The organism is Rhizobium sp. Leaf262 (assembly GCF_001422245.1).
GTDB lineage: Bacteria > Pseudomonadota > Alphaproteobacteria > Rhizobiales > Rhizobiaceae > Agrobacterium.
In genome coordinates this window covers 284,758-307,716 of record NZ_LMMM01000001.1, presented here as the reverse complement: position 1 = coordinate 307,716, position 22,959 = coordinate 284,758, and the positions used below count along the sequence as shown (strand labels likewise).

Sequence of the window (22,959 nt, the reverse complement as noted above, 5' to 3'; positions counted from 1 at the left end):
TTGTTATTCCCGGTCGTAGGCCTCGCTCTTTTGCGAAACGAGCACGAGACGGCCGCGAACCTTGCCGTCGCGAACCCGGTCGAGCGCGTCATTGGTCGCGCTGCGCGGTTGGCGTTCGATATCCATGGGCTTCAGTTTTCCGGCCTTGGCCAGGTCCAGCAGGGCGCGAAGATCGTCCAGACTGCCGGTCAGCGAGCCGATGATCGAGATGGGGCGCAGCGAGATCGGCGGTAGCGCCTGCGTGATCTCGCCGCCGGAGAGGCCGACAATCACATAGCGACCGCCGCGCCGGAGCGCTTTCAGTCCGAATTCGTAGGTGGCTGCGTTTCCGACGAAATCGATGACGCTGGCGAACTGACCAGCAAAATCCTCGTCCGCGCCTGCGGAAGGGTCGATGGCCTTTGTCGCGCCTGCGGCTATGGCAATTTCCCGCTTGGTGCGGTCGACATCGGCGACCACCACGCTTTTGTAGCCCAGCGCCTTTGCGATGTTGAGCGCACTCTGGCCTAGACCACCGCCGCCGATAAGCAATAGCGGTGCCTTATGTGCTTGCGGAGCAAGCTTGCTTAGAGCGCCATAGCTGGTCAAACCGGAACAGGCATAGGTCGCGGCGAGCGCGGGATCGACATTGCCGATATCGACAAGGTATCTGGCGTGGGGAACGATGATGCGCTCGGCATGCCCTCCGGGTCGCTGGAGACCAAGGAATTGCGGCGCGAGGCAGAGGTTTTCGTCCCCCTCCTTGCACATCACGCATTGGCCGCAGCCAATCCACGGATAGACGACGAAGGTGCGACCGATCTGGTCTTCGGACATGGCCGCGTCCGGTCCAAGTGCGACAAGCCGTCCTGAAATTTCGTGACCCAGCACGATCGGCGGAACCATGCCCCGGTCGCGCATGGCCATTTTCTTGCCGCCGCCAAGATCGTAATAGCCCTTCTTGATGCTGAGATCGGTCTGGCAGACGCCGCAGCAGGAGACTTCGATGAGGACTTCTGTACCACGCGGTGCAAGCTCGGGTTCGCATCGCATGACGAGTGGCTGTCCAAACTCGGTCAGTGTGTAGTTATCCATCTGAAACCGCCCCCGACTACAGTTTGATTTTCGCAAGGCGAGCGACGAGCCCGAGGATCCCCTCGCGGAAGACAAGGACGCAGACCACGAAGACGCAGCCTTGAATGACCATCACCCATGCCCCCATCGATGCGAGATAGTTCTGCATGCCGACGATGACGGAGGCACCGAGGATCGGCCCGAAGATCGTTCCTATACCCCCCAGAATAGCCATCAACACCACTTCGCCCGACATGGCCCAGTGAACGTCGGTCAGCGATGCAAGCTGGAACACGAGTGCCTTGGTCGCGCCTGCCATCCCTGCGAGAGAGGCCGACAGGACGAAGACAAGAAGCTTGTAGCGGGGCACATTGTAGCCGAGCGAAAGGGCACGGTTCTCGTTTTCACGAATGCACTTCAGCACCTGCCCGAAGGGCGAGTGGATGGTACGATAGATGGTGAAGAGGCCGAATAGAAATATCGCGCAGACCAGCACATAAATGGACCTGTCGCTGGATATGTCGATCAGGCCGAACAAAGCCCGGCGCGGCACGGTTTGGATGCCGTCTTCTCCACCAGTAAAGGATGGGACCTGGAGCGAGAAGAAATAGATCATCTGCGCGAAGGCAAGCGTCACCATCGAGAAGTAGATGCCTTTGCTGCGGATGGCCAGGCCACCAATGATCAGGCCAAGTACAGCTGCGACGAAGATTCCGGCGAGAATGGAAATCTCCGGCGTCACGCCCCAGTATTTGGCGGTATAGGCCGAGACATAACTGGCCATTCCGAAATAGGCCGCATGCCCAAAGGACAGCATTCCACCGAAGCCGAAGAGCAGGTTGAAGGCCAGCGCAAACAGCGCAAAGCACAGAACCTTCATCACGAAGACGGGGTAGGCGACGAATGGCGCTATCGCCAGAAGGGCTACGATAACGACGAAGGCCGCGATGTAGGATGTCTTTGAATGACGGGCGACAGGTCGTGCGCCCATCGCTGCTGACAGGGGAGCGGTGCCACTCATGCGATACCCTTTCCGAACAGGCCATTCGGTTTGATAAGAAGGACGATGGCCATGATGATGAAAATGACGGTCGAGGAAGCCTCTGGGTAGAAGACCTTCGTTAAACCCTCGATGAGGCCAAGTCCAAAGCCGGTGATGACAGCGCCGAGGATCGACCCCATGCCGCCGATGACGACAACGGCGAAGACAACGATGATCAGATCGACGCCCATGGTCGGGCTGACCGAGTAGATCGGCGCTGCCAGCACACCGGCAAAGGCGGCCAGACCGACGCCGACGCCGTAGGTGATAGTGATCATCAAGGGGACATTGACGCCGAAAGCACCGACGAGGCCGGGATTTTCAGTGGCGGCTCTGAGGTAGGAGCCGAGCTTGGTTTTCTCGATGACGAACCAGGTGAGAAGGCACACGACGATGGAGGCGACAATCACCCATCCGCGATAGATCGGCAGGAACATGAAGCCGAGGTTGAAGCCGCCGGTAAGAGCCGCAGGTGTCGCATAACTCATGCCCGAGGAACCGTAGCCGTTCATGAACAGCCCCTGCACGATCAGCGCAACGCCGAATGTCAGAAGCAGGCCATAGACGTGGTCGAGCGATGAGATCCGCGACAGAAGCAGACGTTCCAGAACGATGCCGAACAGACCGACGGTGACGGGTGCCAGAATGAGCGCCCACCAGTAGCCGAGGCCCAGATAGTTGGAGAGCATCCACGCCACGAACGCGCCCATCATGTAGAGCGCGCCATGCGCGAAGTTCACGATGCGCAGAAGGCCAAAGATGATGGCAAGGCCGAGACTGAGGATGGCATAGAATGCGCCGTTGATCAGGCCCAATAGAAGTTGCCCCATGAGTGCAACGAGAGGCACGCCGAAGATTGTCGCCATGGTCAAACCCCGAGATAGTGTTGAAGAGTGTCGATGTTTTCGCTGCCATCCGCTTCGGCCACGACCTTGCCCTGTTCGACAACGTAATGGCGGTCAGCCAGAGAGGCGGCAAAGCGCAGGTTCTGCTCAACGAGAATGATGGTAAAACCGCTTTCTTTCAGCATGCGAAGCACGGCCTCGATCTGCTGAACGATGACCGGGGCAAGCCCTTCCGTTGGCTCGTCCAGCAGCAGGACGTCGGCACCTGTACGCAGCACGCGTGCCATGGCCAGCATCTGCTGTTCGCCACCGGAAAGTTTCGTGCCCTGGCTTTGCAGTCTGGATTTCAGGTTTGGAAACAGCGTGAAGATTTGTTCTAGTGAAAAGCCACCATCTTTGAGTTTTGGAGGCAGCAGCAAGTTTTCTTCGACGGAAAGCTCGGAGAAAATACCGCGCTCTTCGGGAACGTAGCCGATGCCCAGACGCGCGATACGGCGCGCTGGCAGGCTGATGGTCTGCTGGCCCTGAATATTGACCGAACCGGTTCGCTTGCCCAGAAGGCCCATGATCGACCTGAGCGTCGTGGTCTTTCCGGCACCATTGCGCCCCAGCAGGGTCACGACCTCACCCTTGTTCACGTGCATGGTGATCCCGTGGAGGATGTGGCTCTCGCCATACCAGGCCTGAAGCCCTTCGACGGAGATGGCCGCAGCCGTTGATGCCGTCTGCGCTCTTGCGATTGCGTCAGTCATGGGAGGCTCCAATATAGGCTTCGATGACCTTCGGATCAGCCGAAACGGTGGCATAATCGCCCTCGGCAAGAACCTGCCCCCTGGCGAGTACGGTGATCCGGTCGGAGAGCTGCGCCACGACTTTCAGGTTATGTTCGACCATCAGGACGGTGCGTGTCTTGGCGATTTCACGGATGAGTAAGGCCGTGCGCTCTACATCTTCGTGACCCATGCCGGCCATCGGCTCGTCCAGCAGCAGCATTTCAGGGTCGAGCGCCAGTGTCGTCGCCACTTCCAGGGCGCGTTTGCGTCCATAGGAAAGTTCGGCGGCGCGCGAATTGATGTAACGGCTGAGGCCGACGGATTCCACGAGGCTTTCGGCCTCGCCGTCCAGTGCGCTTAAGCTGCGTTCGCTGCGCCAGAAATCGAAGGAAGCCCCGTGTTTGCGCCTTTGCAGCGCAACGCGCACATTCTCCAGAACCGTCATGTCGCCAAAAACGGCAGAAATCTGGAACGAGCGAACCATGCCGCGGCGGGCAATCTCGTCGGGGGCCAAACGCGTAATATCCTGACCGTTGAAATGGATCGAACCGGATGTCGGCGTCAGGAAACGGGTCAAGAGGTTGAAACAAGTGGTCTTGCCCGCACCGTTGGGTCCGATCAGCGCATGGATATGGCCGCGCTTCACATTGAAGGACGCACCATTCACGGCTTTAAAGCCGTTGAATTCGATGCATAGGTCTTTGGCCGCCAGAATGACGTCCCCGTTTGTCATGTGCTTCCTCCCAGACCCCTTCGCACAAGAAGGGCATTCCCGTATCAGTTGATCCGTCTTTGCAGATCATGGCAGGGATACCTGATCCATGCAGGGGGCATTGTCGGCGGGCGGGCGCTTTCTGCAAGAGCCTATAAGTCACGGGGTCATTCCGTTTTGGCGCAACACGGTGATTTCGCGGCGAGGTGCCGTCGATATTCGAATTGAGCAGCAGCCCATGAGTTTTTGTCTGTTGTGCGTTCTTGTGAAGAGGGCAACCTAGGCTAGACGCAATTGATAGAGCATTGTTCGTCTAACCGGGGAGGTATTCATGAAAAACAAGAATAGAGCCTGTGCTGCTGCAAGCGTGTTGGGAGCGCTTCTTGCAACAACATCCGCATTCGCCGCCGATATTTCGGATGGCGTCGTGAAGATCGGTGTTCTCACCGATATGTCTGGTCCTTATGCCGACAATGTCGGCGCCGGTGCCGTGCTCGCCGCGCAGATGGCTGCCGAAGATTTTGGCGGAAAGGTTCAGGGCGTGCCGATCGAGATCGTTCAGGCCGACCACCAGAACAAGGCCGATGTCGGCAGCGCCGTTGCGAACAAATGGTACGACACCGAAAAGGTCGATGCCATCACCGAAGTCGTGTCGTCCGCAGTCGCCTTGTCAGTGCAGGAAATTTCAAAGGCTAAGAATAAGGTGTTTCTGGCAACAGGTCCGGGCACACCGGATTTGACGGGAAAAGCCTGCTCGCCGGTCGGCGTTCACTGGGCCTATGACAATTACGCTTATGCCAACGTCGTGGCCGGTGCCACGGTGCGGCGCGGGTTGAAAAGCTGGTACTTCCTGACGGCAGATTACAGCTTCGGCCACACGCTCGAAGGCGCTGCAACGCAGGTCATCAAGGCCAATGGCGGCGAGGCTCTGGGCGCCGTTCGCGCACCTCTCAACAGCACGGATATGTCGTCCTATCTGCTTCAGGCCCAAGGGTCTGGCGCGCAGGTCATCGGCATCGCCAATGCCGGTGCCGACATGGTGAACACGGTCAAGCAGGCGCAGGAATTCGGCATTACGCAAGCCGGGCAAAGTCTGGCAGCACTTCTCGTCAACCTTCCCGATATCAAATCGCTTGGGCTGGCCAGCGCAAAGGACCTGATCCTTGCCGATAGCTTCTATTGGGACATGAATGACGACACCCGCAAATGGAGCAAGCGCTTCATGGAGCGTTCGGGAGGAAAAGCCCCGGGCAGCTTGCAGGCCGCGGTCTACGGTGCGGTCACGCATTACCTGAAATCGATCGATGCCAATGGCAGCGATGAGGCGAAATCCACTGTCGCAAAAATGCGCGAAATCCCGATCAATGATTTCTACACGAAGAATGCGACCATCCGCACCGATGGACGCGTGATGCGCGACATGTATCTCTTTCAGGTGAAAACCCCGGAAGAATCGAAATATGACTGGGATTTCTACAAGCTTCTGGAAACAGTTCCGGCGGATAAGGCCTTCCGGTCGCAGGCAGACGGCGGATGCTCGATTCCTGCCAAATAGCCCCTCGTGACCCGGTTCTTCCCTAACGAAGCGCCGGGTCGTTTTTGATTTCGTCCAGAAGCCAGTCACGAAACGATTGCAGCTTTCTGGATTCAGGCCGATCCATCGGCCATACCAGATAATAGGCCAGCGGTCGTTTCACGCTATCGAACAGCGCCACCAGTTTGCCAGACGCCAGCTCTTCACCCAAAAGCGCCTTCTGGCCAATCGCCACACCCAGACCCTCGATAGCCGCCTGATAGGTCAGGTTCGAGGATTCGAAGACCGTGCCACGATCGTCCGGCAAATCCACACCGGCAGCGGCGAACCAGTCCGCCCAATCACGTCTGCGGTAATAGGAATGCAGTCTGGCATGTTTCAGCAAATCCGCAGGCGTGTTCAACGGCGTGCGTTTCAACAATGCGGGGCTGGCCACCGGCTGGATGACATCGTCGAAAAGGTGAATGGCATTCATGCCCGGCCAGTTGCCATTGCCGACCTGAATGGCGATCTCCACCGTTTCGCGTGAAAAATCGACGGGTTTGACCGTATTGCTGACGGTGATCTGTATCTTCGGATAGCGCTTGTGGAAATTCGAGAGGCGCGGAATGAGCCACCGGCTGGCGAAGGTGGCATAGGCACGTAGCTTGAGTGGCGAATTCGGCTTGCGCTCCACCAGACGATGCGAGGCGGCAGCGAGTTTTGCGAAGGGCTCGGCGATCTCTGCGGCAAATTCCTCCCCAGCTTCGGTCAGTTTGGAGCCGGTGCGTTCGCGGTGAAACAGCCGCACGCCCAGATAGCTCTCTAGCACGGAAATCTGGCGACTGACGGCGGATTGGGTAACGTTCAGCTCCTGCGCCGCCTTGCCAAAGCCGCCATGCCGAGCCGCAACCTCGAAAACGTATAGCGGGTTTAAAGGCGGCATCCCGGTCACTGCCATTTGCTTCCTCCATGCAAAAACGCCTGCGGCAAAGGGCAGCCAAACAAGCGCTGTGAGGAGTCATATCGAGCAATCGTTCCGTTGTTAAGCGTTGGTATGGAGTTCTGTTGAGCGGAAAACTCATGGCCTCCCGATGCCTAGTAAGTTGCGAAGACCCGACATTTTCGGCCAAATCCTGACAGCGGCACAAGAGCGTGCCAATGTCGGTCTAACGAGAGAGCATTGATCATGGATTTTGCCCTGAGCGAAGAGCAAAAAATGTTTGCGGATTCAGTTCGCCGTTTTGCAGAACAGAATTTGGCAGCAGGTGCCCTCGAACGCGCCCATACGCCGGGGTTCCCCTTCGATGTCGCCAAACTCATGGCGGAGCAAGGTCTGCTGGGTATCGCATTTTCCGAGGAAGATGGCGGTCAGGGCGGTACATTGCTCGACGCGATCATCGCCATCGAGCAGGTCGCAGCCGTGTGCCCACGCAGCGCCGACGTGGTGCAGGCGGGCAATTTCGGCCCGATCAGAACCTTTGTCGAATATGCCAGTGCCGACCAGAAGGAACGCTTTCTGGCCGATCTGATCGGCGGACGAAAGGTCATCAGCCTTGGCATGTCCGAACCGGATGCGGGTTCTGCGGTCACCGAACTCAAGACCTCTGCGCGCATCGAAGGCGATGAGGTCATCGTCAACGGCTCGAAGGTGTTTTCCACGCACAGCCCGGATGCCTCTCTCTATCTCATCTATGTCCGCTTTGGCCCCGGTGCCGGTGGCATCGGCTCGGTTCTGGTCGAACGCAATGCGCCGGGCTTTACCGTCAGCAAGCCATCGGCCTTCATGAGCGGCGAAGAATGGTCGGAACTGCATTTCGACAATTGCCGTATTCCGGCAGCCAATATTCTGCTCGGCCCCGGCGGTTTCAAGAAGCAGATTTCGGGCTTCAATGTGGAGCGGTTGGGCAATGCTGCCCGTTCGTTGGCTCTGGGGCGCTACGCCTTCAATCTTGCCCGCGAGCATGCGTTGGTGCGCAAGCAATTCGGTCGACCGCTCTGCGAATTCCAGGGCTTGCAGTGGAAATTTGCCGACTTGCTGCTGAAGCTCGAATCTGCACAGCTTCTTCTTTACCGAAGCGCATCGGTTGGCGAAGGCGAATTGCCGAGCGCCGCCGATACGGCTCTGGCGAAACTTGCCTGCAACCAGGCCGGTTTCGATGCGGCCAACGAGGCGATCCAGATCATGGGCGGGCTTGGCTACAGTACCGAGGCGCTTGCGGAATATTGCATGCGCAGAACAAGAGGCTGGATGATTGCCGGTGGCTCCATCGAGGTTCTCAAGAACCGCATTGCGGAGCATGTCTTTGATCGCCGTTTCGAACAGCGCGCGCCGCGCGTTCCAACGGCTGCAGAATGAAGGTCCAACCGTAATGCCTGTTGACAGCGCGTTCCATTCCGCCTTCTTCGCACCCCGCAGCATCGCCATAATCGGTGCATCCGATGATGCCACGAAAACGGCGGGACGCCCGCTATCCTATCTGCGGCGCGCGGGTTTCGAAGGCAATCTCTACCCGATCAATCCCCGCAGAACCTCGGTTCTGGGCGAGAAGGCCTGGGCTTCCCTTGATGATCTGCCGGAGGTGGTCGATCACGCTTTCATTCTGACGGGTGCCGATACCGCCGTGGATGCGGTGGCAGAATGCGCGGCAAAGGGCGTGAAGGTCGCGACCGTTCTCGCCAACGGCTTTTCCGAGGGTGGCAGTGCCGGACACGAGCGCACAGAGCGAATGCTGGCGGCAGCGAAACAATCGGGTTTGCGCATTATTGGCCCCTCCAGCCTCGGCATGGTCAATATTCACCGCAAGACGGTGATGACGGCCAACGCGGCCTTTGCCGAAGAAGGCCTGCCGAAAGGCAATATCTTCGTCGCCTCCCACAGCGGCAGCATGATCGGCGCGCTTTTGTCGCGTGGCAAATCGCTGGGCATCGGCTTTGCCGGTCTGGTCTCCGTCGGCAACGAGATCGACCTGTCGCTGGGCGAGCTTTGTGAGGCCGTGCTCGAAGACCCCGAGGTCGGCGGTTACCTGCTGTTCCTCGAAAGCCTGCGCAATGCCGATCATCTCCGGCGCTTTGCGGAACTGGCGCATCGTCATAACAAGCCCATCGTCGCGCTGAAACTTGGCCGCTCGCAACAGGCCGCCGAACTGGCGCTGTCCCACACCGGCGCTCTGGCCGGTGAAGATGCCGTGGCCGATGCCTTCCTGCGTGACTGCGGCATTGCCCGCGTCGATACGCTCGAAGGACTTCTCGGCGCATTGCCCCTTCTTTCCAGAACGAAAACGCAGGCCCATGGCTACGCGCCAAAGGTTGGCGTTGTCACCACCACGGGCGGCGGTGCGGCCATGGTGGTCGATCAGCTCGGCGTGCGCGGCATTGCGGTCGAGGAACCTGCGCCTGCCACTTTCGATACATTCAAATCATCAGGTGTCGAGGTCGAGCGCGGTCGTATCGTTGATTTGACACTCGCAGGCGTCAAGCCGGAGGTCATGAAGGCGGCTCTCTCGACCATGGTCGACTCCAAGCAGTTCGATCTGATGATTGCCGTTGTCGGTTCCTCGGCCCGCAACCACCCCGATCTGGCGGTAAAGCCCATTTTCGACGTCGCGGGCAAGGATGTCCCGCTCGCCGTCTTTCTCGTTCCCGATGCCCCCGAGGCTTTGAGACTTCTTTCCGAGAAGGGCATACCGGTTTTCCGGTCGCCCGAAGCCTGCGCCGATGTCGTGGCGGCGGCATTCCGGCGCAGGCGCCCCGATGCTGGCGCGGCTTCGAAAGTCAACCGCTCCGAGACCGGTCGCAACCTCGATGAGCGCGAAGCCTATGGTGTTCTGCAATCGCTCGGTGTGCAACGTGCACCCATTCATGTGTTGCCGCAAGGCAAGGTGACCGGGGAGTTGCCATTTGGCTATCCGGTTGTCGCCAAGGTTCTGTCTTCGCATGTCCTGCACAAGACCGATGTCGGCGGCGTGGTGCTGGGCATTGCCGACCGTGCCGGTCTTGAAAAGGCAGCGCTGGATATCGGCAAGAATGTCTCGGCGCATGTGCCTGAAGCCAGGGGTTCCGACATTCTCGTGCAGGCCATGGTCAAGGGCATCGGCGAGGCGCTGGTGGGGTATCGCATCGACCAAGAAGCCGGGCCGATCATCATGGTGGCCGCAGGCGGTGTAATGACCGAAATTTATCAGGACCGCGCCGTCAGGCTCGCGCCTGTCACCATCGAAACGGCCCGCGAGATGATTGACGAGGTCAAGGCTTTCCAGGCGCTCAAGGGCTTCAGAGGAAAGCCGCGCGGCGATATCGAAGCCCTTGCCGCCGCCATCGTCGCTTTGTCTTCACTTGCTGTCCGTCCGGACCTGGCGATACAGGAGGCGGAGGTTAACCCGTTTCTGGTCCTGCCAGAAGGACAGGGAGTGGTGGCCGTGGACGCACTGATGCAGGCGTCGGAAAATTAAAAGAATGAGGAGGAAACATGCTGGAAGCGCTTCCTGATATCATCAACCATAAGGAAGGTCTGGTCAGACGCGGACAATATGTCAGCCTGCGTTTTCTGGTCGAGATCGGCGAACAGGCCTTTCTGGTCGATGTCGACAAGGGTCGCATCACCTCGGTTCAAACAGGTCCTTTCGTCATGCCAAGCTGGACCTTTGCGTTGCGTGCTTCGGCCGATTCCTGGGCGCGGTTTTTTGAAGCGGTGCCTGCACCGGGCTATCACGATCTCTTCGCCCTTCTGAAATCGCGCCATCTGAAGATTGAGGGCGACCTTCATCCCTTCATGGCCAATCTTCGATATTTCAAAGAGATTTTCTCTGCCGTTCGTGAGGAGGTGAACACGTGACCGCCAGCTTCGAACCCATTGTCGGACGTTATCTCAAGCTCGATATCGCCGGTCGCAGCCACCGGATATATGTGGAAGAGGCCGGTCAGGGCATTCCGCTTCTGTGCCTTCACACCGCAGGCTCCGATGGTCGCCAGTATCGCAATCTTCTCAATGACGAAAAGGTGCTGGAAAACTTCCGCGTCGTCGTCTTCGATATGCCATGGCACGGAAAATCCTCGCCGCCCACCGGCTGGCATGAGGAAGAGTATCGCCTGACATCGGCAGGCTATGTCGACATCATTCTTTCCGTCATGAAGGCGCTGGAACTGGACAAGCCTGTCGTGATGGGCTGCTCGATCGGCGGTCGCGCTGTGCTTCACCTCGCACTCCACCATCCCGAACTGTTCCGCGCCGCCGTCGGCCTTCAGTCGGGCGCGCATGTGAACCCCTATTACGATATTTCCTGGACACACCGGCCCGACGTTCATGGTGGCGAAGTCTGCGCGGCCATCGTTTCGGGCCTCATCGGTCCGCTTGCGACCGACGGCGAACGCTGGGAAACGCTGTGGCATTACATGCAGGGCGGCCCCGGCATCTTCAAGGGCGATCTGTTCTTCTACAAGCAGGATGGCGATATTCGCGGCGATGTCGCGCGCATCGATACCGGAAAATGCCCGCTCTACCTGCTGACCGGCGAGTATGACTACTCCTGCACGCCGGAGGACACGATGGCGCTGGTGGAAACCATCAGCGGCGCTGAAGCGGTCATCATGAAAGGTCTCGGCCATTTTCCTATGAGCGAGGATCATCAGGGCTTCATGACCCATCTTGGTCCCGTATTAGACAAGATCAGGTCAACGGGTCCGGCCAAAGCGTGAGAGGAGACCGCGCCATGGATGCGGACAGACGCTATCCCGCCTTGAGATTGTTCATTGCCGGACGTTGGGTCGATGATCGGCCCGATGTCAGCACGGATGTTCTCGACCCTGCCACCGGCGAAGTTCTGGGGCAGATGCCCCATGCAACACCAGCGCAGGTCGAAGAAGCCATCGATGCGGCTGGCAATGCTTTTCAGACGTGGCGCGCAAAGTCGCCGCATGATCGCGCCGCCATTCTGCTCAAAGCCGCAAGTCTGATGCGCGAGCGCGCCGATGCCCTGGCCTGGCTGATCAGCACCGAGCTTGGCAAGCCGCTGGCCGAGGCAAAAGTCGAAGTCGAGACAGCAGCAGGTATTTTCACCTGGGATGCCGAGGAAGGCCGTCGCGCCTATGGACGGATCATCCCGTCGCGTCAGTCCGGTATTCGCCAGATGGCTCTGAAGGAGCCGCTCGGCCCCATCGCGGCCTTCGCACCGTGGAATGCGCCCTTGATCACACCATCGCGCAAGATCAGCGGCGCGCTGGCCGCCGGTTGTACCGTGGTCATGAAGCCTGCCGAAGAAACGCCTGCCTGCACCTTCGCGCTGGCCGCCATTTTGGAGGAGGCAGGCCTTCCCGCAGGCGCGCTCAGCGTCGTCACCGGCAACCCGGCGGATATATCGAAACAGCTGATCGCCTCGCCCGTCATCAAGGGCGTCACCTTCACGGGCTCGACGGCTGTCGGAAAATCACTGGCCGCACAGGCCGCACTCGGCATGAAACGGATGATCTCCGAACTTGGCGGTCACGCGCCCGTGCTGATCTTTGCCGACGCAGATATAGAGGCAGTGGCGCTCTCTGCCGCCAGGGCCAAATACCGCAATGCCGGGCAGATTTGCACCTCGCCGACGCGCTTTTTCGTGCATGAAAGCAAGCACGACCGCTTTGCCGAAGCCTTCGCCGAGGCCGCCCGCGCCATCAAGGTGGGAGACGGGCGCGTGACATCGACGCAGATGGGGCCGCTGGCCCATGCGCGCCGCATCACAGCCATCGAGCAATTTGTCGACGACGCCCATGCCCGTGGCACGACGGTGGCTGCCGGTGGTAACCGCATCAACAACCAAGGCTTCTTCTTCGAGCCGACGTTGCTGGTCCATGCCGATGATACAAGCCTTGCGATGAACGAGGAGCCGTTCGGGCCGCTCGCCGTAACACAGCCCTTCGCGTCCACAGAAGAGGCATTCCGGCTGGCGAACCGGCTGCCCTTCGGGCTTGCAGCCTATGCCTTCACCCATGACAGCCGCATCATCTCCGAGGTTTCCGAGCAGGTGGAAAGCGGCAATGTCATCATCAATCATTGGCAGGCGTCGCTGCCAGAAACCCCGTTCGGGGGCATCAAGGATAGCGGGCAAGGCCGCGAAGGCGGCATCGAAGGGCTGGAAGCGTTCCAGACCGTCAAATATGTCAGCCAGGCATAAGGGTTAGACCAGATCATGCAAACAGAGACCTCACGCGTTCGTATCGAGCGCGATGGCGACATCGCCTTCATCGTCATCGACAATCCGCCGATCAATGCAGGCTCCATCGAGGTGCGCCGCGGACTTCTGGATGCGCTGGCAACCCTGGAAGCCGACGATACGGTAACCGCTGCCGTTCTGATCGGCGCAGGCAAAACCTTTGTGGCGGGATCGGATCTGCGGGAGTTTTCCGCCCCGCTTGCCGACCCGCAGGTTCCCGCTGTCATCGCAGCTTTTGAGCAATTCCCGAAGCCCATTGTTGCAGCGCTGCATGGTGCAGCCCTTGGCGGCGGGTTCGAACTGGCGCTCGGCTGTGATGCGCGCATCGCCACTGCCGATGCCGTTGTCGGTCTGCCGGAAGTCACCTTCGGTATCATTCCCGGTGCTGGCGGCACGGTGCGTCTGCCGCGTCTGACAGATGCCGCCACCGCAATCGAGATCATCACGTCTTGCCGCCGCGTCAAGGCATCAGAGGCGCTCGCGCTGGGGCTGATCGACCGTATCGCAACGGATTTACGCGTCGGCGCTGCCGCATTGGCAAGATCGCTGCCGGGAAAATGGCGCGTGCGTGATATGCCCGTCATCACCTTCAGCAACGACGCTCTGGAAGAGGCCGTTGCCACTGCGAGGCGCAAGCGCCGTGGCCATCCCGGCGTCGAGGACGCCATCGCCGCCGTCAGACGTGCTGTCACGCTGGATTTCGATGCCGCTCTTGCTGAGGAACGCGCCGTCTTCCAGAGATTGCGAATGACCGACGAATCCGCCGCCCTTCGGCATCTGTTTTTTGCCGAACGGCGCGCGGGTGATACCGGAGATACAAAAGACGTTGCGGCGCGCGATCTGCAAACCATCGGCATCGTCGGCGCAGGCACGATGGGTGCCGGCATCGCCGCCTGTTTTCTGTCCGCCGGATATAGGGTGCGGCTTGTAGATCAGAACGTCGATGCACTGGCCTCCCTGCCGGAACGTCTGGAGACCATGCTCGTCACACCATCCGCAGAAGAGGTGATCACGACCCGGTTTTCAACTTCTGCCGACATCGCAACATTTGCGGACTGCGATATGGTCGTTGAGGCCGTTTTCGAGAACATGGAGGTCAAGAAGTCTCTGATCGCTTCTCTGAACGCCGTCGTTGCCCCTGATACGATCATCGCCTCCAACACCTCCTATCTCGATCTGGACAAACTCGCCGAAGCTGCAAACGACCCGTCCAATGTCGTCGGGCTGCATTTCTTCAGCCCCGCGCACCGCATGAAGCTGCTGGAAGTCGTGCGAGGCCAAAGGACATCTGGCACTGTTCTCAAGACGGCGCTTGCCGTTGGCCGCAAGCTCGGCAAGACATCGGTGGTCTCAAGCGTCGGTGAAGGCTTCATCGGCAACCGCATCTACAATGCCTATCGCCTGCAATGTGAGCTGATGGTGGACCAAGGAGCGGCACCTCATCAGGTCGATCAGGCGCTGGAAGCCTTCGGCTTTGCCATGGGCCCGTTTGCCGTGGGTGATCTCTCCGGTCTCGATATTGCCGCAGCAAACCGGAAACGACGGCGGGCCGAAGGAACCGATCCGGCAGATGCGGTCACGTTTCTCGAGCGGCTGGTCGAGCACGGTAGGCTCGGACGGAAAACATCTGCGGGCTGGTATGATTATCGCAAAGATGAACGTCGAGGTGCGCAAAGCACAGACGTTACAAACATGCTTCAAAGCTGGCGCGACGAGCGCGCTGTGGCCCAACGTCAACTCAGCGAGGATGACATCCAGAAACGGGCTATTGCGGCAATCGTCAATGAAGCAGCTTTGGTCCTTGAAGAGGGCATCGCCGCACGCGCCTCCGACATCGATCTCGTCTGGGTCAATGGTTATGGCTTCCCCGCCAAGCTGGGCGGCCCACTTCACTGGGTTGCCCAGCAATCAACAGACTGGACGATGTCCGCAATGCAATCTCTTAAAGACAACCCCCATCCGGGCTATCGGCAAGGTCGTTTGGACATCGTCTTTCCGACAACGGATCAGTAGCTTTTGCCCCATCGTTTCGAGGCGAACCTTTAGTAGATGGCTCTGAAACATTCAGAAAGTTTGAGATCAGACAATGGCGAATGATGTAAAAACATGGTCGGCTATCGAGGACGATGGATTTATCGGACTGGTCGGCCCTATTCTGACCTGCGATCAGGATCCGTTTCACTATCGCTTCGATGCCGTGACCAAGCACAAGAACCGGGCTGGCTTCGTTCAGGGTGGAATGTTGATGACCTTTGCGGATCGGGCCATGGGAACCGCCGCGCGGAGCCACGTGCCCGACCGTCGACAAAGCACGGTTCAGTTCGACATGCAGTTCATGCGCGCAGTACGGATCGGTGAGACCGTCGATATTAAATGCGGGGTTTTGAAGGAAACGCGTACGCTGATTTTTCTCGAAGGAAAATTGACGGTCGAAGGTGAAGTCGTAGCTGCCGCAAGAGGCGTCTGGAAGATCATTCGAGGCTGATACATCGAGCGGGTGTCTCAGCGCCGCCCATTCGGTTTCAGCTTTCGTCTCCCGGCGGAAGAAATGGCTTCCTGCTCAAGCGCAATATCGCGCTGCATCGCCTCGACACGGCGCGTTTTGGCGCTGCCGATGTGGCGACGCATCATGATTTCGGCAAGATCGGCATCCCGGTCGACGATTGCATCGTAAATCCGTTTGTGTTCCACCACCGCACGTTGGCGTAGAACGAGACTGTCGTTTCGGCTACGATAAAGACGCAGCAGCGGATAAAGTTCTTCGCAGAGGAGCTTGATCAATAGGTCGTTTTGGCTGGACTGGGCGATCTGGAAGTGAAAATCCCGATCGACGGTGCCGAGCGCGTTATGCTGGCCCGGCTCCAACCCGGCAAGCCCGGCCTCGTGATGCTCGATCGTCTCACGCAGCTTGCCGAAATCGGCAGATGTCATCTTGATGGCCGCTTCCCGCGCGGCGAGACCTTCCAGCATTTCGCGGACGGAAAACAGAGAGGACAGGCGCTCCGGCGTTGCTTCGGTGACGCGTGCGCCCTGGTTTGCGGTGCGCGTGATCAGCCGGCGTTCCTGCAAACGGTGCATGGCTTCGCGAAGGGGGCCGCGGCTGACACCGAAACGCTGGGCCAGCGCTGGCTCGCTGATTTTCGAGCCGAGCGGAATTTCGCCCATGAGGATGGCCTCGGTCAATTGGTGGAATAGTCTCTCGGCCAGCGTGCCCTCGACTTCCATCACGCGGTCCTCAGTGCCTGTGTCCAAGGGGTCGATACGATCCATGCTCAATGCCAATCTCGTTTATCTATCAGTGCAACACTAGCGCATCGGTCCAAAGACCGGAATGGATTTTCGAAGACGAAGACGCATGCATTCATGGCCTGTCGGTCTCCATATCTTTTTTACCGGCAAGAAGACGATGAATGGAAGGCCCCGCCAATACGACGTAGATGGTGCGAAAGACATGGCAGGTCACCACGAAGGCAACCTCGATATTGGCTGCGAAAGCGATGATGCTCATTTCGGCAAAACCGCCGGGCGCAAAGGCGAGGAACAGCGCGGCAAAGGGTTGGTCGACGATGATGCTGGTGACCTCTGCCGCTACAAGTGAGAGACCGATGAGGATTGATGTCCAGAATACGCCCTGCATCAGAGCAAGCCGCGCCTCATGAAACTTGATGCCCGCAAACCGTGCGCCGGTGATGCAGCCGATGACGACCTGCATACCCGCTACCAGCCACGCTGGCGGCGCGATTGCGGTCATCCCCGTTCCGTGCGCCACAGCGCTGAACAGCAGCGGCATGATCATGATGCCGCCAAAGGATCGCAACGGTCGCCCTGCCAGATAACCAAGGCACGCGCACAACAGCAAAATCAGCCAATCGACAGCGCTGGCAACGGCGTGATCCCCAACGGGTGCTGCACCTTTCACCAGGTTGACATCGGTCATCAGCGTCAAAAGAAACGGCACGGCGGAGACGACGATGATGATGCGCACGGAATGCACAAGCACCAGCTTGCGAATATCCGCCCCGAACTGCGCGCCCAGCAATGTCATTTCACCGAGCCCTCCGGGCATCGAGGCGAAGATGGCGGTGGAGCGGTCATAGCCCAGCAGACGAAAGAAATAGAAGCCGCAGGTCGTGACCAGCAGAAAGAAGAAGACCAGTATCGGCACCAGCATCCACCAGCCGGTGATCGTCTGGACGACGAGAGGCGTGAAAGCGCTTCCAGCCATGACGCCGATCACCGGGCGTGCGCCATCGCGAAAGATGGTGGGTAGAACCCGGTTACGGTCGTAGAAAGAAAGAAGCGCTGCGCCAAACATGGCCCCCAGCGTCCAGGGTAATGGAAGATGGAGCAGGCGGAACAAAAGTCCGCCTGCCACCCCCGCCGCCAGCACCAGCAGGACAGTGAGGGATTTCGCCCTGGGAGGCATCAGTTTGCAGCCAGTCCCAACTCGCTCAGGATTTCCTTGGCGCTGGCTGTCTCTTTCTGGATGAAGGCCTGATAGTCGGCCTCATTGAGGTACATATCCAGCCAGCCGCGATCCTGAAGGATTTGCTTCCAGCGTGGTGTGTCCTTCATTTTCTCCACGAAGGTGGCAAGCGTCTTGGCCTGCGCATCATCGAGGCTCTTGTGGACCGAGATGCCGCGCCAGTTGGCGAACACCACGTCAATACCAAGTTCACGCAAAGTGGGAGCATCCACGCCCGGCAGGCGTTCCGGTGCGGCAACGGCCAGAATTTTCATCTTTCCGGCCTGCACCTGCGTGAGAAAGTCCTGCAAACCACCCCCGACAACGGTTGCCTGACCGTTCAGTGCCGAGACAACGACTTCGCCTGTGTTCGGGTGGGGAATGAAGTTCACCTGCTTCGGCTGAAGACCGGCCTGCTTGGCCAGACGGGCGAAGAAGATGTTTTCAGTCGAGCCCGGAGAACCGCCGCCCCATGCGACGCTGCCCGGATTGGCCTTGAACTTGTCCATCAGGTCTTTGAAGGAGGTGAGTTCGGAATCGGCACGGGTCGCGATCACTTCATATTCGCCCGCAAGGCGCGCGAGCGGACGCACATCCGCCAAGGTCACAGGCGTTTTGTTGGTCAGCGGGAAGAACACCGTGCCGGCACCCTGCACGACAACGGCGTTGCCATTGCCTTCCTTACTGGTCACGAATTGCGAGATGGCGACAAAGCCGCCGCCACCGGGAATGTTGGTGACCTTGACGGATGGCGCCAGCTTTTCATGCCGCACCGTGTCTTCGATGGCGCGTGCCACCTGATCAAGCCCACTGCCCGGCCCGCCCGGCACGGTCACGTCGAGGGTTCTGATATTTTGCGCTGCGACAGGTAGTGCCGGCATTGCAAGCGTGGTGGCAAAAGCTGCCATTAAAAGTCTGCGTGAGATCATCGAACGTTTCCTCCCATATCGATGGTTTCTGAAGTTTTTGGCTGAGAATGTGCGCTGTGGCGCTGAACGAGGCGTGTGGCCTCCTCCCGAAACGTGATTTCATTGGCGATCATGCCGTTGAGATCAACGAGTTCATTATAATCGTCGAGTTGCATCAGCTCGCCTTCGACCGAAGACAGCGAGCCAGCCGTTGCGAGCGATCGTAGAGTCGCATCGACCGCGTGGGCGGCTGCAAACAGCGAGATCGACGGCATGCTGATGGTCGCCACGCCCTGAGCCTTCAACTCGGCAATATCGGTAAAACGTTGCCGCGCCGCCTGAGAGAGCGTTGCGGCGAACTCGCAAGGGATTTCCTCCATACAGCGGGCAATTTCCTCCGGCCTGTCGACACCTTGCGGCTTGGCGAGGTCTGCACCTGCTTCAAGGTAGAGCTTGCAACGCAGGATCGCTTCATCGAGTCCGAAATCCGAGCGGCTGTCCGTGCGTGCAATGATGACGAGATCGGGATCGCGCCGGGCGGCGACGGCAGCTCTTATTTTCGCGATCATTTCCTCGACAGATATGACATCCTTTCCCGGCAGATATCCGCAGCGGTTGGGAAAGCTCTGGTCGCCGATCATGATGCCGGAGACGCCTGCCGTCTCGAAGCTTCGCACCATCTGCGTGACGTTGTGCACATCTCCAAACCCGGTGTCGGCATCCACGGAAACCGGCACGTTCACCGCCGCACAGATGCGTCCGTAATGGTCCGCATAGTCGCGCATGTTGGACTGCCCCATATCAGCCCCACCCAGCATGGTGCCGATGGCGGCAAAGCCACCGCCGCCGATCAGCTTGAAGCCTGCGCGTTCTGCGATTCTGGCAGATAGGGCATCGTAGACGCCGGGCATGACGTGTCCTGCGCGTTCACGGATGAGTTTTCGATATTCGGCTCTCAGCGACATTATGATTTCCGTTCGTTCAGGGCGCTTTGGTAGCGTCGGGAGCCGGGTCGTTGGACCGGCGAAGACGCATCAGGGCCGGGACAAAGATGATGGAGGCCGCCAGCGCCAGCATGACTGCCGATGCCGGGTGGGTCAGGAATACAGTCCAGTCACCCTGGCTGATGGCCAGTGAGCGGCGCATCTGCTGTTCGATCATAGGCCCAAGAATGAGACCGAGAATGCAGGGCACGATGGGCACATCCAGAACCCGGCAGAAGAAGCCGATGATGCCGATGATCCAGAGCAGGAAGATATCGATTGCATTGCCGTTGATGCTGTAGGTGCCAAGCGATGCCAGCACCAGAATGCCACCATAAAGCCATGGCTTGGGGATCGACAGCAGTTTCACCCAGATGCCGACCATGGGCAGGTTGAGAATGAGCAGCAGCACGTTGCCAATATAGAGGCTGGCAATCAGACCCCAGACCAGATCGCTGTTGCTTTCGAACAGCATGGGGCCTGGACGCAAACCATATTGCTGGAAGGCGGCAAGCAGAACCGCAGCCGTTGTAGAAGTCGGCAAACCAAGCGCCAGCAAAGGAGACAACGCACCTGCCGCTGAGGCATTGTTGGCAGCTTCCGGCCCCGCGACACCTTCGATCGCACCCTTGCCGAATTCTTCGGGTTTACGGGACAGCTTCTTTTCCAGTGTGTAGGACAGGATTGTCGGCAATTCGCTTCCGCCTGCCGGAATGGCGCCGATGGGAAAGCCGATGATTGTGCCACGCAGCCAAGGTTTCCAGGACCGCGACCAGTCCTCACGGCTCATCCAGATCGAGCCTTTGAGGGCATGAATCTTGTCGGCGACGCCGCCTTCACGGGCCGCAACGAACAGCGTTTCGCCGACAGCAAACAGGCCGACAGCCACAACCACCGTATCGATGCCATCGAGAAGCTCGATAATGCCAAAGGTGAAACGTTCCTGCCCGGTTTGCGGGTCAAGGCCTATGCAGCCAAGGAACAGACCGAAGCAGAGGGCAGCGATACCCTTGCCGATGGACCGCCCGATCACGGTCGTCACCGTCGCCAGCGACAGAATCATCAACGCGAAGTAATCAGGCGCGGTCAAAAGCAAGGCGACGTTGACGAGAAGTGGTGCTGCGAATGTCAGGCCGATGGTGGCAATCGTTCCGGCAACGAACGAGCCGATGGCCGCCGTTGCCAGCGCTTGCGCACCGCGACCCTTGCGGGCCATGGCGTTACCATCGAGCGCCGTCATCATCGCTCCGGCTTCACCGGGGGTGTTGAGCAAAATGGATGCTGTGGAGCCGCCGTACTGAGCACCATAATAGATGCCCGCGAACATGATGAAGGCAGAGATCGGATCAAGGCCGAGGGTCAGCGGCATCAGGAGTGCCACCGTTGTGGCCGGGCCGATACCGGGCAGCACGCCGATGGCGGTTCCCAATGTCACGCCAAGCAGTGACCAGCCGATATTGGCAGGGGTGAGGGCAACGGCAAAGCCGTTCATGAGATCGAAGAAAGTATCCATTTGAGCCGGACCTACTGGTTGGCAGGAAGGATCGGCGCGAGAAGGCCGAGCGGAAGATCGAGGCCGAGCCCCCAGTTGAATGCGAAGAGAATGAAGCCTGAAAGCACGAGACCGAACACCGTGTTCAAAAGCAGTCTTCGGTCGCCGAATGCCCAGGCACCCGCCACGAAGACGACCGTCGCCATCGGCACCCAACCGGCTTTTTTGATCAGCAGAGCTTCGATCAGTACCGCGGCCGAAATGACGATGACCGGCCAGACATTTGTTTTTTCATCGCCGTCGCTTGCATCGGCATCGACGCCGAGACTTTCGAGACAGATCATCACCGCGGCGACCATGAAGCCGCCACCGATAATCATCGGAAAAACGGCCGGGCCGACTGCGTCATAGCCGAAGCCGCCCTGAATGCCGCGCGCGTTGAAAAACACCGCAATGCCGATTGCAAATATGGTGATGCCGAATGTGGCCAGTGGCCAGTTCCTGACAGTCATAGCTCCTCCCATGCCGTCATATTAATGTCGCCCTAATAAATCCAAAAACTGAAAATCTGTCAACATAATTTGGATAAAAATTGATAATATCGGCTATTAGCGCGATTATTCCCTTAAAATGTTGACATAAATGACGTGCTATGGAAGCATATCGCAATATCCAAGGGAGGTTTTCACATGCATCTTCGCCCCACCGTCATATCCGGCCGCATGAGCGCAGAGCTCCGGCGTCAGTTGCGGGAAGACCGCAAACCGCTGGTCGGCATTTCCGGCGCAACACCGCACCACGCTCAGTTGACCGAGGCCGCAGGATTTCGGCTGTTCTTTCAGTCCGGCTCACAAGCCGCAGCTCACATTATGGGCATGCCGGATGCTGGCCTGATGACTCTGACTGAAGCTGTCGATAATATCCGCCGCATCTGCCAGTCCATTACCATTCCCGTCATTGCCGATTGCGAAACGGGTTTTGGCAACGCGGTGAACACCACACGCGCCGTGCACGAGTTTATCACTGCCGGCGTTGCTGGTTTTTTCCTCGAGGATCAGACCTTTCCCAAGCGCTGCGGCTTCACCAAGGGTGTCGAGGTGGTTTCGATCGCCGAGGCGAGCGCCAAATACCGCGCCGCTTGCGCCAAGCGCGACGAGCTGGACCCGGATGTCGTCGTCATTGCTAGAACGGATTCGAGAGCCGCGGTGGGCGGCAGCGTCGATGAGGTTCTGCGTCGCTGCGAGGCCTATCTGTCATGCGGCGTCGATATGCTGATGGTTATGGCGCTTCAGAGCCGCGAAGAAATGCAGCGCGTGCTGGAAGCCTTCCCGGAGGCTGATATCTATATCAATGCAAGCTCGGTCAAACCGGCGCTTTCTGCGGCGGAATATGAGGCAAGCGGTGCGGCCGTTTACAATATCTCCATCTCAAAGGTTTCCCAGTTGATGATGGAAGCTTTTCTGCGCGATTGCCACGAACGAAACGCTGACGCTTTCAACGATTTCATGGAGACCCAGAAATCATCGAAGCTGGGCACCTTCTCTTATCTTGACCTCACCGGCTTCCCGGCCGTGCTTGATATCGAGAAGCGCTTTCTGCCGGAAGAAAGTCTCGCGAAATATGCAGGGTCGCTTGGAGAATACGACCCGAGAGGATGAGTTGGAATCTGCGGTCACGGCATTTCGGAAGCCATCGAGGCGATTTTGATAAGCGGCAGCCGCATGTCGCCAAAGATCGCCGTCCTGAAGCCGATTTCTTCAGCAATATCGATCGGAACCGGAGGTTCTTTTGGGGCCGAAGGTCCGATCATTGTGACAGGTGGAGCGATCGGCTCGCTGTTTGCTCAGTGCTTTAGAACGAGTGAAACGGAACGCTAGCCTGATCTCCGACCTGCCAAATCTCCATTGCACCAGTAGGTATGCAGTGAGCGCCGACAATTCGCAAACAACCCAGAAAAACTTTTCTCGCATGAAAAAATCTGAC

The 22,959-nt window shown here is 58.8% G+C and carries 21 protein-coding genes and 1 pseudogene; 10 read left to right on the top strand and 12 right to left on the bottom strand.

All coding sequences use genetic code 11. From position 1 onward, the window contains the following. Positions 1–3 precede the first annotated feature (3 nt). From ASF29_RS01430 to ASF29_RS01410, 5 genes are read right to left on the bottom strand one after another with little or no spacing between them, the layout of a single operon-like run. Positions 4–1,074, bottom strand: a complete 1,071-nt coding sequence (locus tag ASF29_RS01430) for an alcohol dehydrogenase catalytic domain-containing protein (RefSeq protein ID WP_062447830.1) — start codon at positions 1,072–1,074, stop codon at positions 4–6. Positions 1,075–1,090: 16 nt separating this feature from the next. Then, positions 1,091–2,074: a branched-chain amino acid ABC transporter permease gene (locus tag ASF29_RS01425; RefSeq protein WP_062447829.1), complete on the bottom strand. Its 984-nt coding sequence runs from the start codon at positions 2,072–2,074 to the stop codon at positions 1,091–1,093. Next, positions 2,071–2,961, bottom strand: coding sequence for a branched-chain amino acid ABC transporter permease (locus ASF29_RS01420; protein WP_062448600.1), 891 nt, complete (start codon positions 2,959–2,961; stop codon positions 2,071–2,073). Before ASF29_RS01420 ends, ASF29_RS01425 begins: the two co-directional genes overlap by 4 nt. 2 nt (positions 2,962–2,963) lie before the next feature. Continuing rightward, on the bottom strand, positions 2,964–3,692 hold the full coding sequence (locus ASF29_RS01415; RefSeq protein WP_062447826.1) for an ABC transporter ATP-binding protein: 729 nt from the start codon (positions 3,690–3,692) through the stop codon (positions 2,964–2,966). Then, positions 3,685–4,446, bottom strand: coding sequence for an ABC transporter ATP-binding protein (locus ASF29_RS01410; protein ID WP_062447824.1), 762 nt, complete (start codon positions 4,444–4,446; stop codon positions 3,685–3,687). Before ASF29_RS01410 ends, ASF29_RS01415 begins: the two co-directional genes overlap by 8 nt. A gap of 310 nt (positions 4,447–4,756) precedes the next feature. Here ASF29_RS01410 and ASF29_RS01405 point away from each other — a divergent pair, with 310 nt between their 5' ends. Continuing rightward, positions 4,757–5,980: an ABC transporter substrate-binding protein gene (locus ASF29_RS01405; RefSeq protein WP_062447822.1), complete on the top strand. Its 1,224-nt coding sequence runs from the start codon at positions 4,757–4,759 to the stop codon at positions 5,978–5,980. 22 nt (positions 5,981–6,002) lie between these two features. Here the strand turns inward: ASF29_RS01405 and gcvA are convergent, their stop codons facing one another. Then, the gene (gene gcvA, locus ASF29_RS01400; protein WP_062447820.1) at positions 6,003–6,899 is read right to left on the bottom strand and encodes a transcriptional regulator GcvA; all 897 of its coding nucleotides are present in this window, start codon (positions 6,897–6,899) and stop codon (positions 6,003–6,005) included. A gap of 228 nt (positions 6,900–7,127) precedes the next feature. Between gcvA and ASF29_RS01395 the strand changes: the two genes are divergently transcribed. The 7 genes from ASF29_RS01395 (at position 7,128) to ASF29_RS01365 (ending at position 15,613) form a co-directional block, all read left to right on the top strand. After that, positions 7,128–8,297: an acyl-CoA dehydrogenase family protein gene (locus ASF29_RS01395; RefSeq protein ID WP_062448598.1), complete on the top strand. Its 1,170-nt coding sequence runs from the start codon at positions 7,128–7,130 to the stop codon at positions 8,295–8,297. 13 nt (positions 8,298–8,310) lie between these two features. After that, the gene (locus ASF29_RS01390; RefSeq protein ID WP_062448596.1) at positions 8,311–10,389 is read left to right on the top strand and encodes an acetate--CoA ligase; all 2,079 of its coding nucleotides are present in this window, start codon (positions 8,311–8,313) and stop codon (positions 10,387–10,389) included. A 17-nt stretch (positions 10,390–10,406) separates the two neighbouring features. Next, the gene (locus ASF29_RS01385; RefSeq protein ID WP_062447818.1) at positions 10,407–10,772 is read left to right on the top strand and encodes a hypothetical protein; all 366 of its coding nucleotides are present in this window, start codon (positions 10,407–10,409) and stop codon (positions 10,770–10,772) included. Beyond that, a complete protein-coding gene (locus tag ASF29_RS01380; protein WP_062447816.1) occupies positions 10,769–11,632 on the top strand; it encodes an alpha/beta hydrolase in 864 nt (287 codons plus the stop codon). The genes ASF29_RS01385 and ASF29_RS01380 overlap by 4 nt, the downstream gene beginning before the upstream one ends. Before the next feature lie 14 nt (positions 11,633–11,646). Further along, positions 11,647–13,089 carry an NAD-dependent succinate-semialdehyde dehydrogenase gene (locus ASF29_RS01375; RefSeq protein ID WP_062447813.1) on the top strand — a complete coding sequence of 481 codons (1,443 nt, stop codon included), beginning with the start codon at positions 11,647–11,649 and terminating at the stop codon, positions 13,087–13,089. A gap of 15 nt (positions 13,090–13,104) precedes the next feature. After that, complete coding sequence (locus ASF29_RS01370; protein WP_082453333.1) at positions 13,105–15,141, top strand: 3-hydroxyacyl-CoA dehydrogenase NAD-binding domain-containing protein; 2,037 nt, start codon at positions 13,105–13,107, stop codon at positions 15,139–15,141. Positions 15,142–15,214: 73 nt separating this feature from the next. Beyond that, the gene (locus tag ASF29_RS01365) at positions 15,215–15,613 is read left to right on the top strand and encodes a PaaI family thioesterase (RefSeq protein ID WP_062447811.1); all 399 of its coding nucleotides are present in this window, start codon (positions 15,215–15,217) and stop codon (positions 15,611–15,613) included. Positions 15,614–15,630: 17 nt separating this feature from the next. Here the strand turns inward: ASF29_RS01365 and ASF29_RS01360 are convergent, their stop codons facing one another. The 6 genes from ASF29_RS01360 to ASF29_RS01335 all read right to left on the bottom strand — a co-directional run bounded on the left by ASF29_RS01360 (position 15,631) and on the right by ASF29_RS01335 (position 21,488). Next, positions 15,631–16,398, bottom strand: coding sequence for a GntR family transcriptional regulator (locus ASF29_RS01360; RefSeq protein ID WP_062447808.1), 768 nt, complete (start codon positions 16,396–16,398; stop codon positions 15,631–15,633). Between the two features lie 91 nt (positions 16,399–16,489). Further along, positions 16,490–17,554, bottom strand: a complete 1,065-nt coding sequence (locus ASF29_RS01355) for an AbrB family transcriptional regulator (RefSeq protein ID WP_062447804.1) — start codon at positions 17,552–17,554, stop codon at positions 16,490–16,492. Next, positions 17,554–18,522 carry a tripartite tricarboxylate transporter substrate-binding protein gene (locus ASF29_RS01350; protein WP_082453332.1) on the bottom strand — a complete coding sequence of 323 codons (969 nt, stop codon included), beginning with the start codon at positions 18,520–18,522 and terminating at the stop codon, positions 17,554–17,556. Before ASF29_RS01350 ends, ASF29_RS01355 begins: the two co-directional genes overlap by 1 nt. Then, positions 18,519–19,466 (bottom strand): isocitrate lyase/PEP mutase family protein, encoded by a 948-nt coding sequence (locus ASF29_RS01345; RefSeq protein ID WP_062447799.1) that lies wholly within the window; start codon positions 19,464–19,466, stop codon positions 18,519–18,521. The genes ASF29_RS01350 and ASF29_RS01345 overlap by 4 nt, the downstream gene beginning before the upstream one ends. Before the next feature lie 16 nt (positions 19,467–19,482). Continuing rightward, positions 19,483–20,997 carry a tripartite tricarboxylate transporter permease gene (locus tag ASF29_RS01340; protein WP_062447796.1) on the bottom strand — a complete coding sequence of 505 codons (1,515 nt, stop codon included), beginning with the start codon at positions 20,995–20,997 and terminating at the stop codon, positions 19,483–19,485. 11 nt (positions 20,998–21,008) lie between these two features. After that, on the bottom strand, positions 21,009–21,488 hold the full coding sequence (locus ASF29_RS01335; protein WP_062447792.1) for a tripartite tricarboxylate transporter TctB family protein: 480 nt from the start codon (positions 21,486–21,488) through the stop codon (positions 21,009–21,011). A 177-nt stretch (positions 21,489–21,665) separates the two neighbouring features. On the opposite strand from ASF29_RS01335, the gene ASF29_RS01330 reads away from it, so the two are divergent. Both ASF29_RS01330 and ASF29_RS23740 read left to right on the top strand, forming a co-directional pair. Continuing rightward, positions 21,666–22,634, top strand: a complete 969-nt coding sequence (locus ASF29_RS01330; RefSeq protein ID WP_062447790.1) for an isocitrate lyase/PEP mutase family protein — start codon at positions 21,666–21,668, stop codon at positions 22,632–22,634. Positions 22,635–22,646: 12 nt separating this feature from the next. Further along, positions 22,647–22,853: pseudogene (locus ASF29_RS23740) on the top strand (chloride channel protein); the annotation flags it as partial. Between the last annotated feature and the right edge of the window lie 106 nt (positions 22,854–22,959).

What these genes read in the sequence shown, in the direction of transcription:
- ASF29_RS01430 (WP_062447830.1), bottom strand. Translation starts at nt 1,074, where the DNA reads ATGGATAACTACACACTGACCGAGTTTGGACAGCCACTCGTCATGCGA.
- ASF29_RS01425 (WP_062447829.1), bottom strand. Translation starts at nt 2,074, where the DNA reads ATGAGTGGCACCGCTCCCCTGTCAGCAGCGATGGGCGCACGACCTGTC.
- ASF29_RS01420 (WP_062448600.1), bottom strand. Translation starts at nt 2,961, where the DNA reads ATGGCGACAATCTTCGGCGTGCCTCTCGTTGCACTCATGGGGCAACTT.
- ASF29_RS01415 (WP_062447826.1), bottom strand. Translation starts at nt 3,692, where the DNA reads ATGACTGACGCAATCGCAAGAGCGCAGACGGCATCAACGGCTGCGGCC.
- ASF29_RS01410 (WP_062447824.1), bottom strand. Translation starts at nt 4,446, where the DNA reads ATGACAAACGGGGACGTCATTCTGGCGGCCAAAGACCTATGCATCGAA.
- ASF29_RS01405 (WP_062447822.1), top strand. Translation starts at nt 4,757, where the DNA reads ATGAAAAACAAGAATAGAGCCTGTGCTGCTGCAAGCGTGTTGGGAGCG.
- gcvA (WP_062447820.1), bottom strand. Translation starts at nt 6,899, where the DNA reads ATGGCAGTGACCGGGATGCCGCCTTTAAACCCGCTATACGTTTTCGAG.
- ASF29_RS01395 (WP_062448598.1), top strand. Translation starts at nt 7,128, where the DNA reads ATGGATTTTGCCCTGAGCGAAGAGCAAAAAATGTTTGCGGATTCAGTT.
- ASF29_RS01390 (WP_062448596.1), top strand. Translation starts at nt 8,311, where the DNA reads ATGCCTGTTGACAGCGCGTTCCATTCCGCCTTCTTCGCACCCCGCAGC.
- ASF29_RS01385 (WP_062447818.1), top strand. Translation starts at nt 10,407, where the DNA reads ATGCTGGAAGCGCTTCCTGATATCATCAACCATAAGGAAGGTCTGGTC.
- ASF29_RS01375 (WP_062447813.1), top strand. Translation starts at nt 11,647, where the DNA reads ATGGATGCGGACAGACGCTATCCCGCCTTGAGATTGTTCATTGCCGGA.
- ASF29_RS01370 (WP_082453333.1), top strand. Translation starts at nt 13,105, where the DNA reads ATGCAAACAGAGACCTCACGCGTTCGTATCGAGCGCGATGGCGACATC.
- ASF29_RS01365 (WP_062447811.1), top strand. Translation starts at nt 15,215, where the DNA reads ATGGCGAATGATGTAAAAACATGGTCGGCTATCGAGGACGATGGATTT.
- ASF29_RS01360 (WP_062447808.1), bottom strand. Translation starts at nt 16,398, where the DNA reads ATGGATCGTATCGACCCCTTGGACACAGGCACTGAGGACCGCGTGATG.
- ASF29_RS01355 (WP_062447804.1), bottom strand. Translation starts at nt 17,554, where the DNA reads ATGCCTCCCAGGGCGAAATCCCTCACTGTCCTGCTGGTGCTGGCGGCG.
- ASF29_RS01350 (WP_082453332.1), bottom strand. Translation starts at nt 18,522, where the DNA reads ATGATCTCACGCAGACTTTTAATGGCAGCTTTTGCCACCACGCTTGCA.
- ASF29_RS01345 (WP_062447799.1), bottom strand. Translation starts at nt 19,466, where the DNA reads ATGTCGCTGAGAGCCGAATATCGAAAACTCATCCGTGAACGCGCAGGA.
- ASF29_RS01340 (WP_062447796.1), bottom strand. Translation starts at nt 20,997, where the DNA reads ATGGATACTTTCTTCGATCTCATGAACGGCTTTGCCGTTGCCCTCACC.
- ASF29_RS01335 (WP_062447792.1), bottom strand. Translation starts at nt 21,488, where the DNA reads ATGACTGTCAGGAACTGGCCACTGGCCACATTCGGCATCACCATATTT.
- ASF29_RS01330 (WP_062447790.1), top strand. Translation starts at nt 21,666, where the DNA reads ATGCATCTTCGCCCCACCGTCATATCCGGCCGCATGAGCGCAGAGCTC.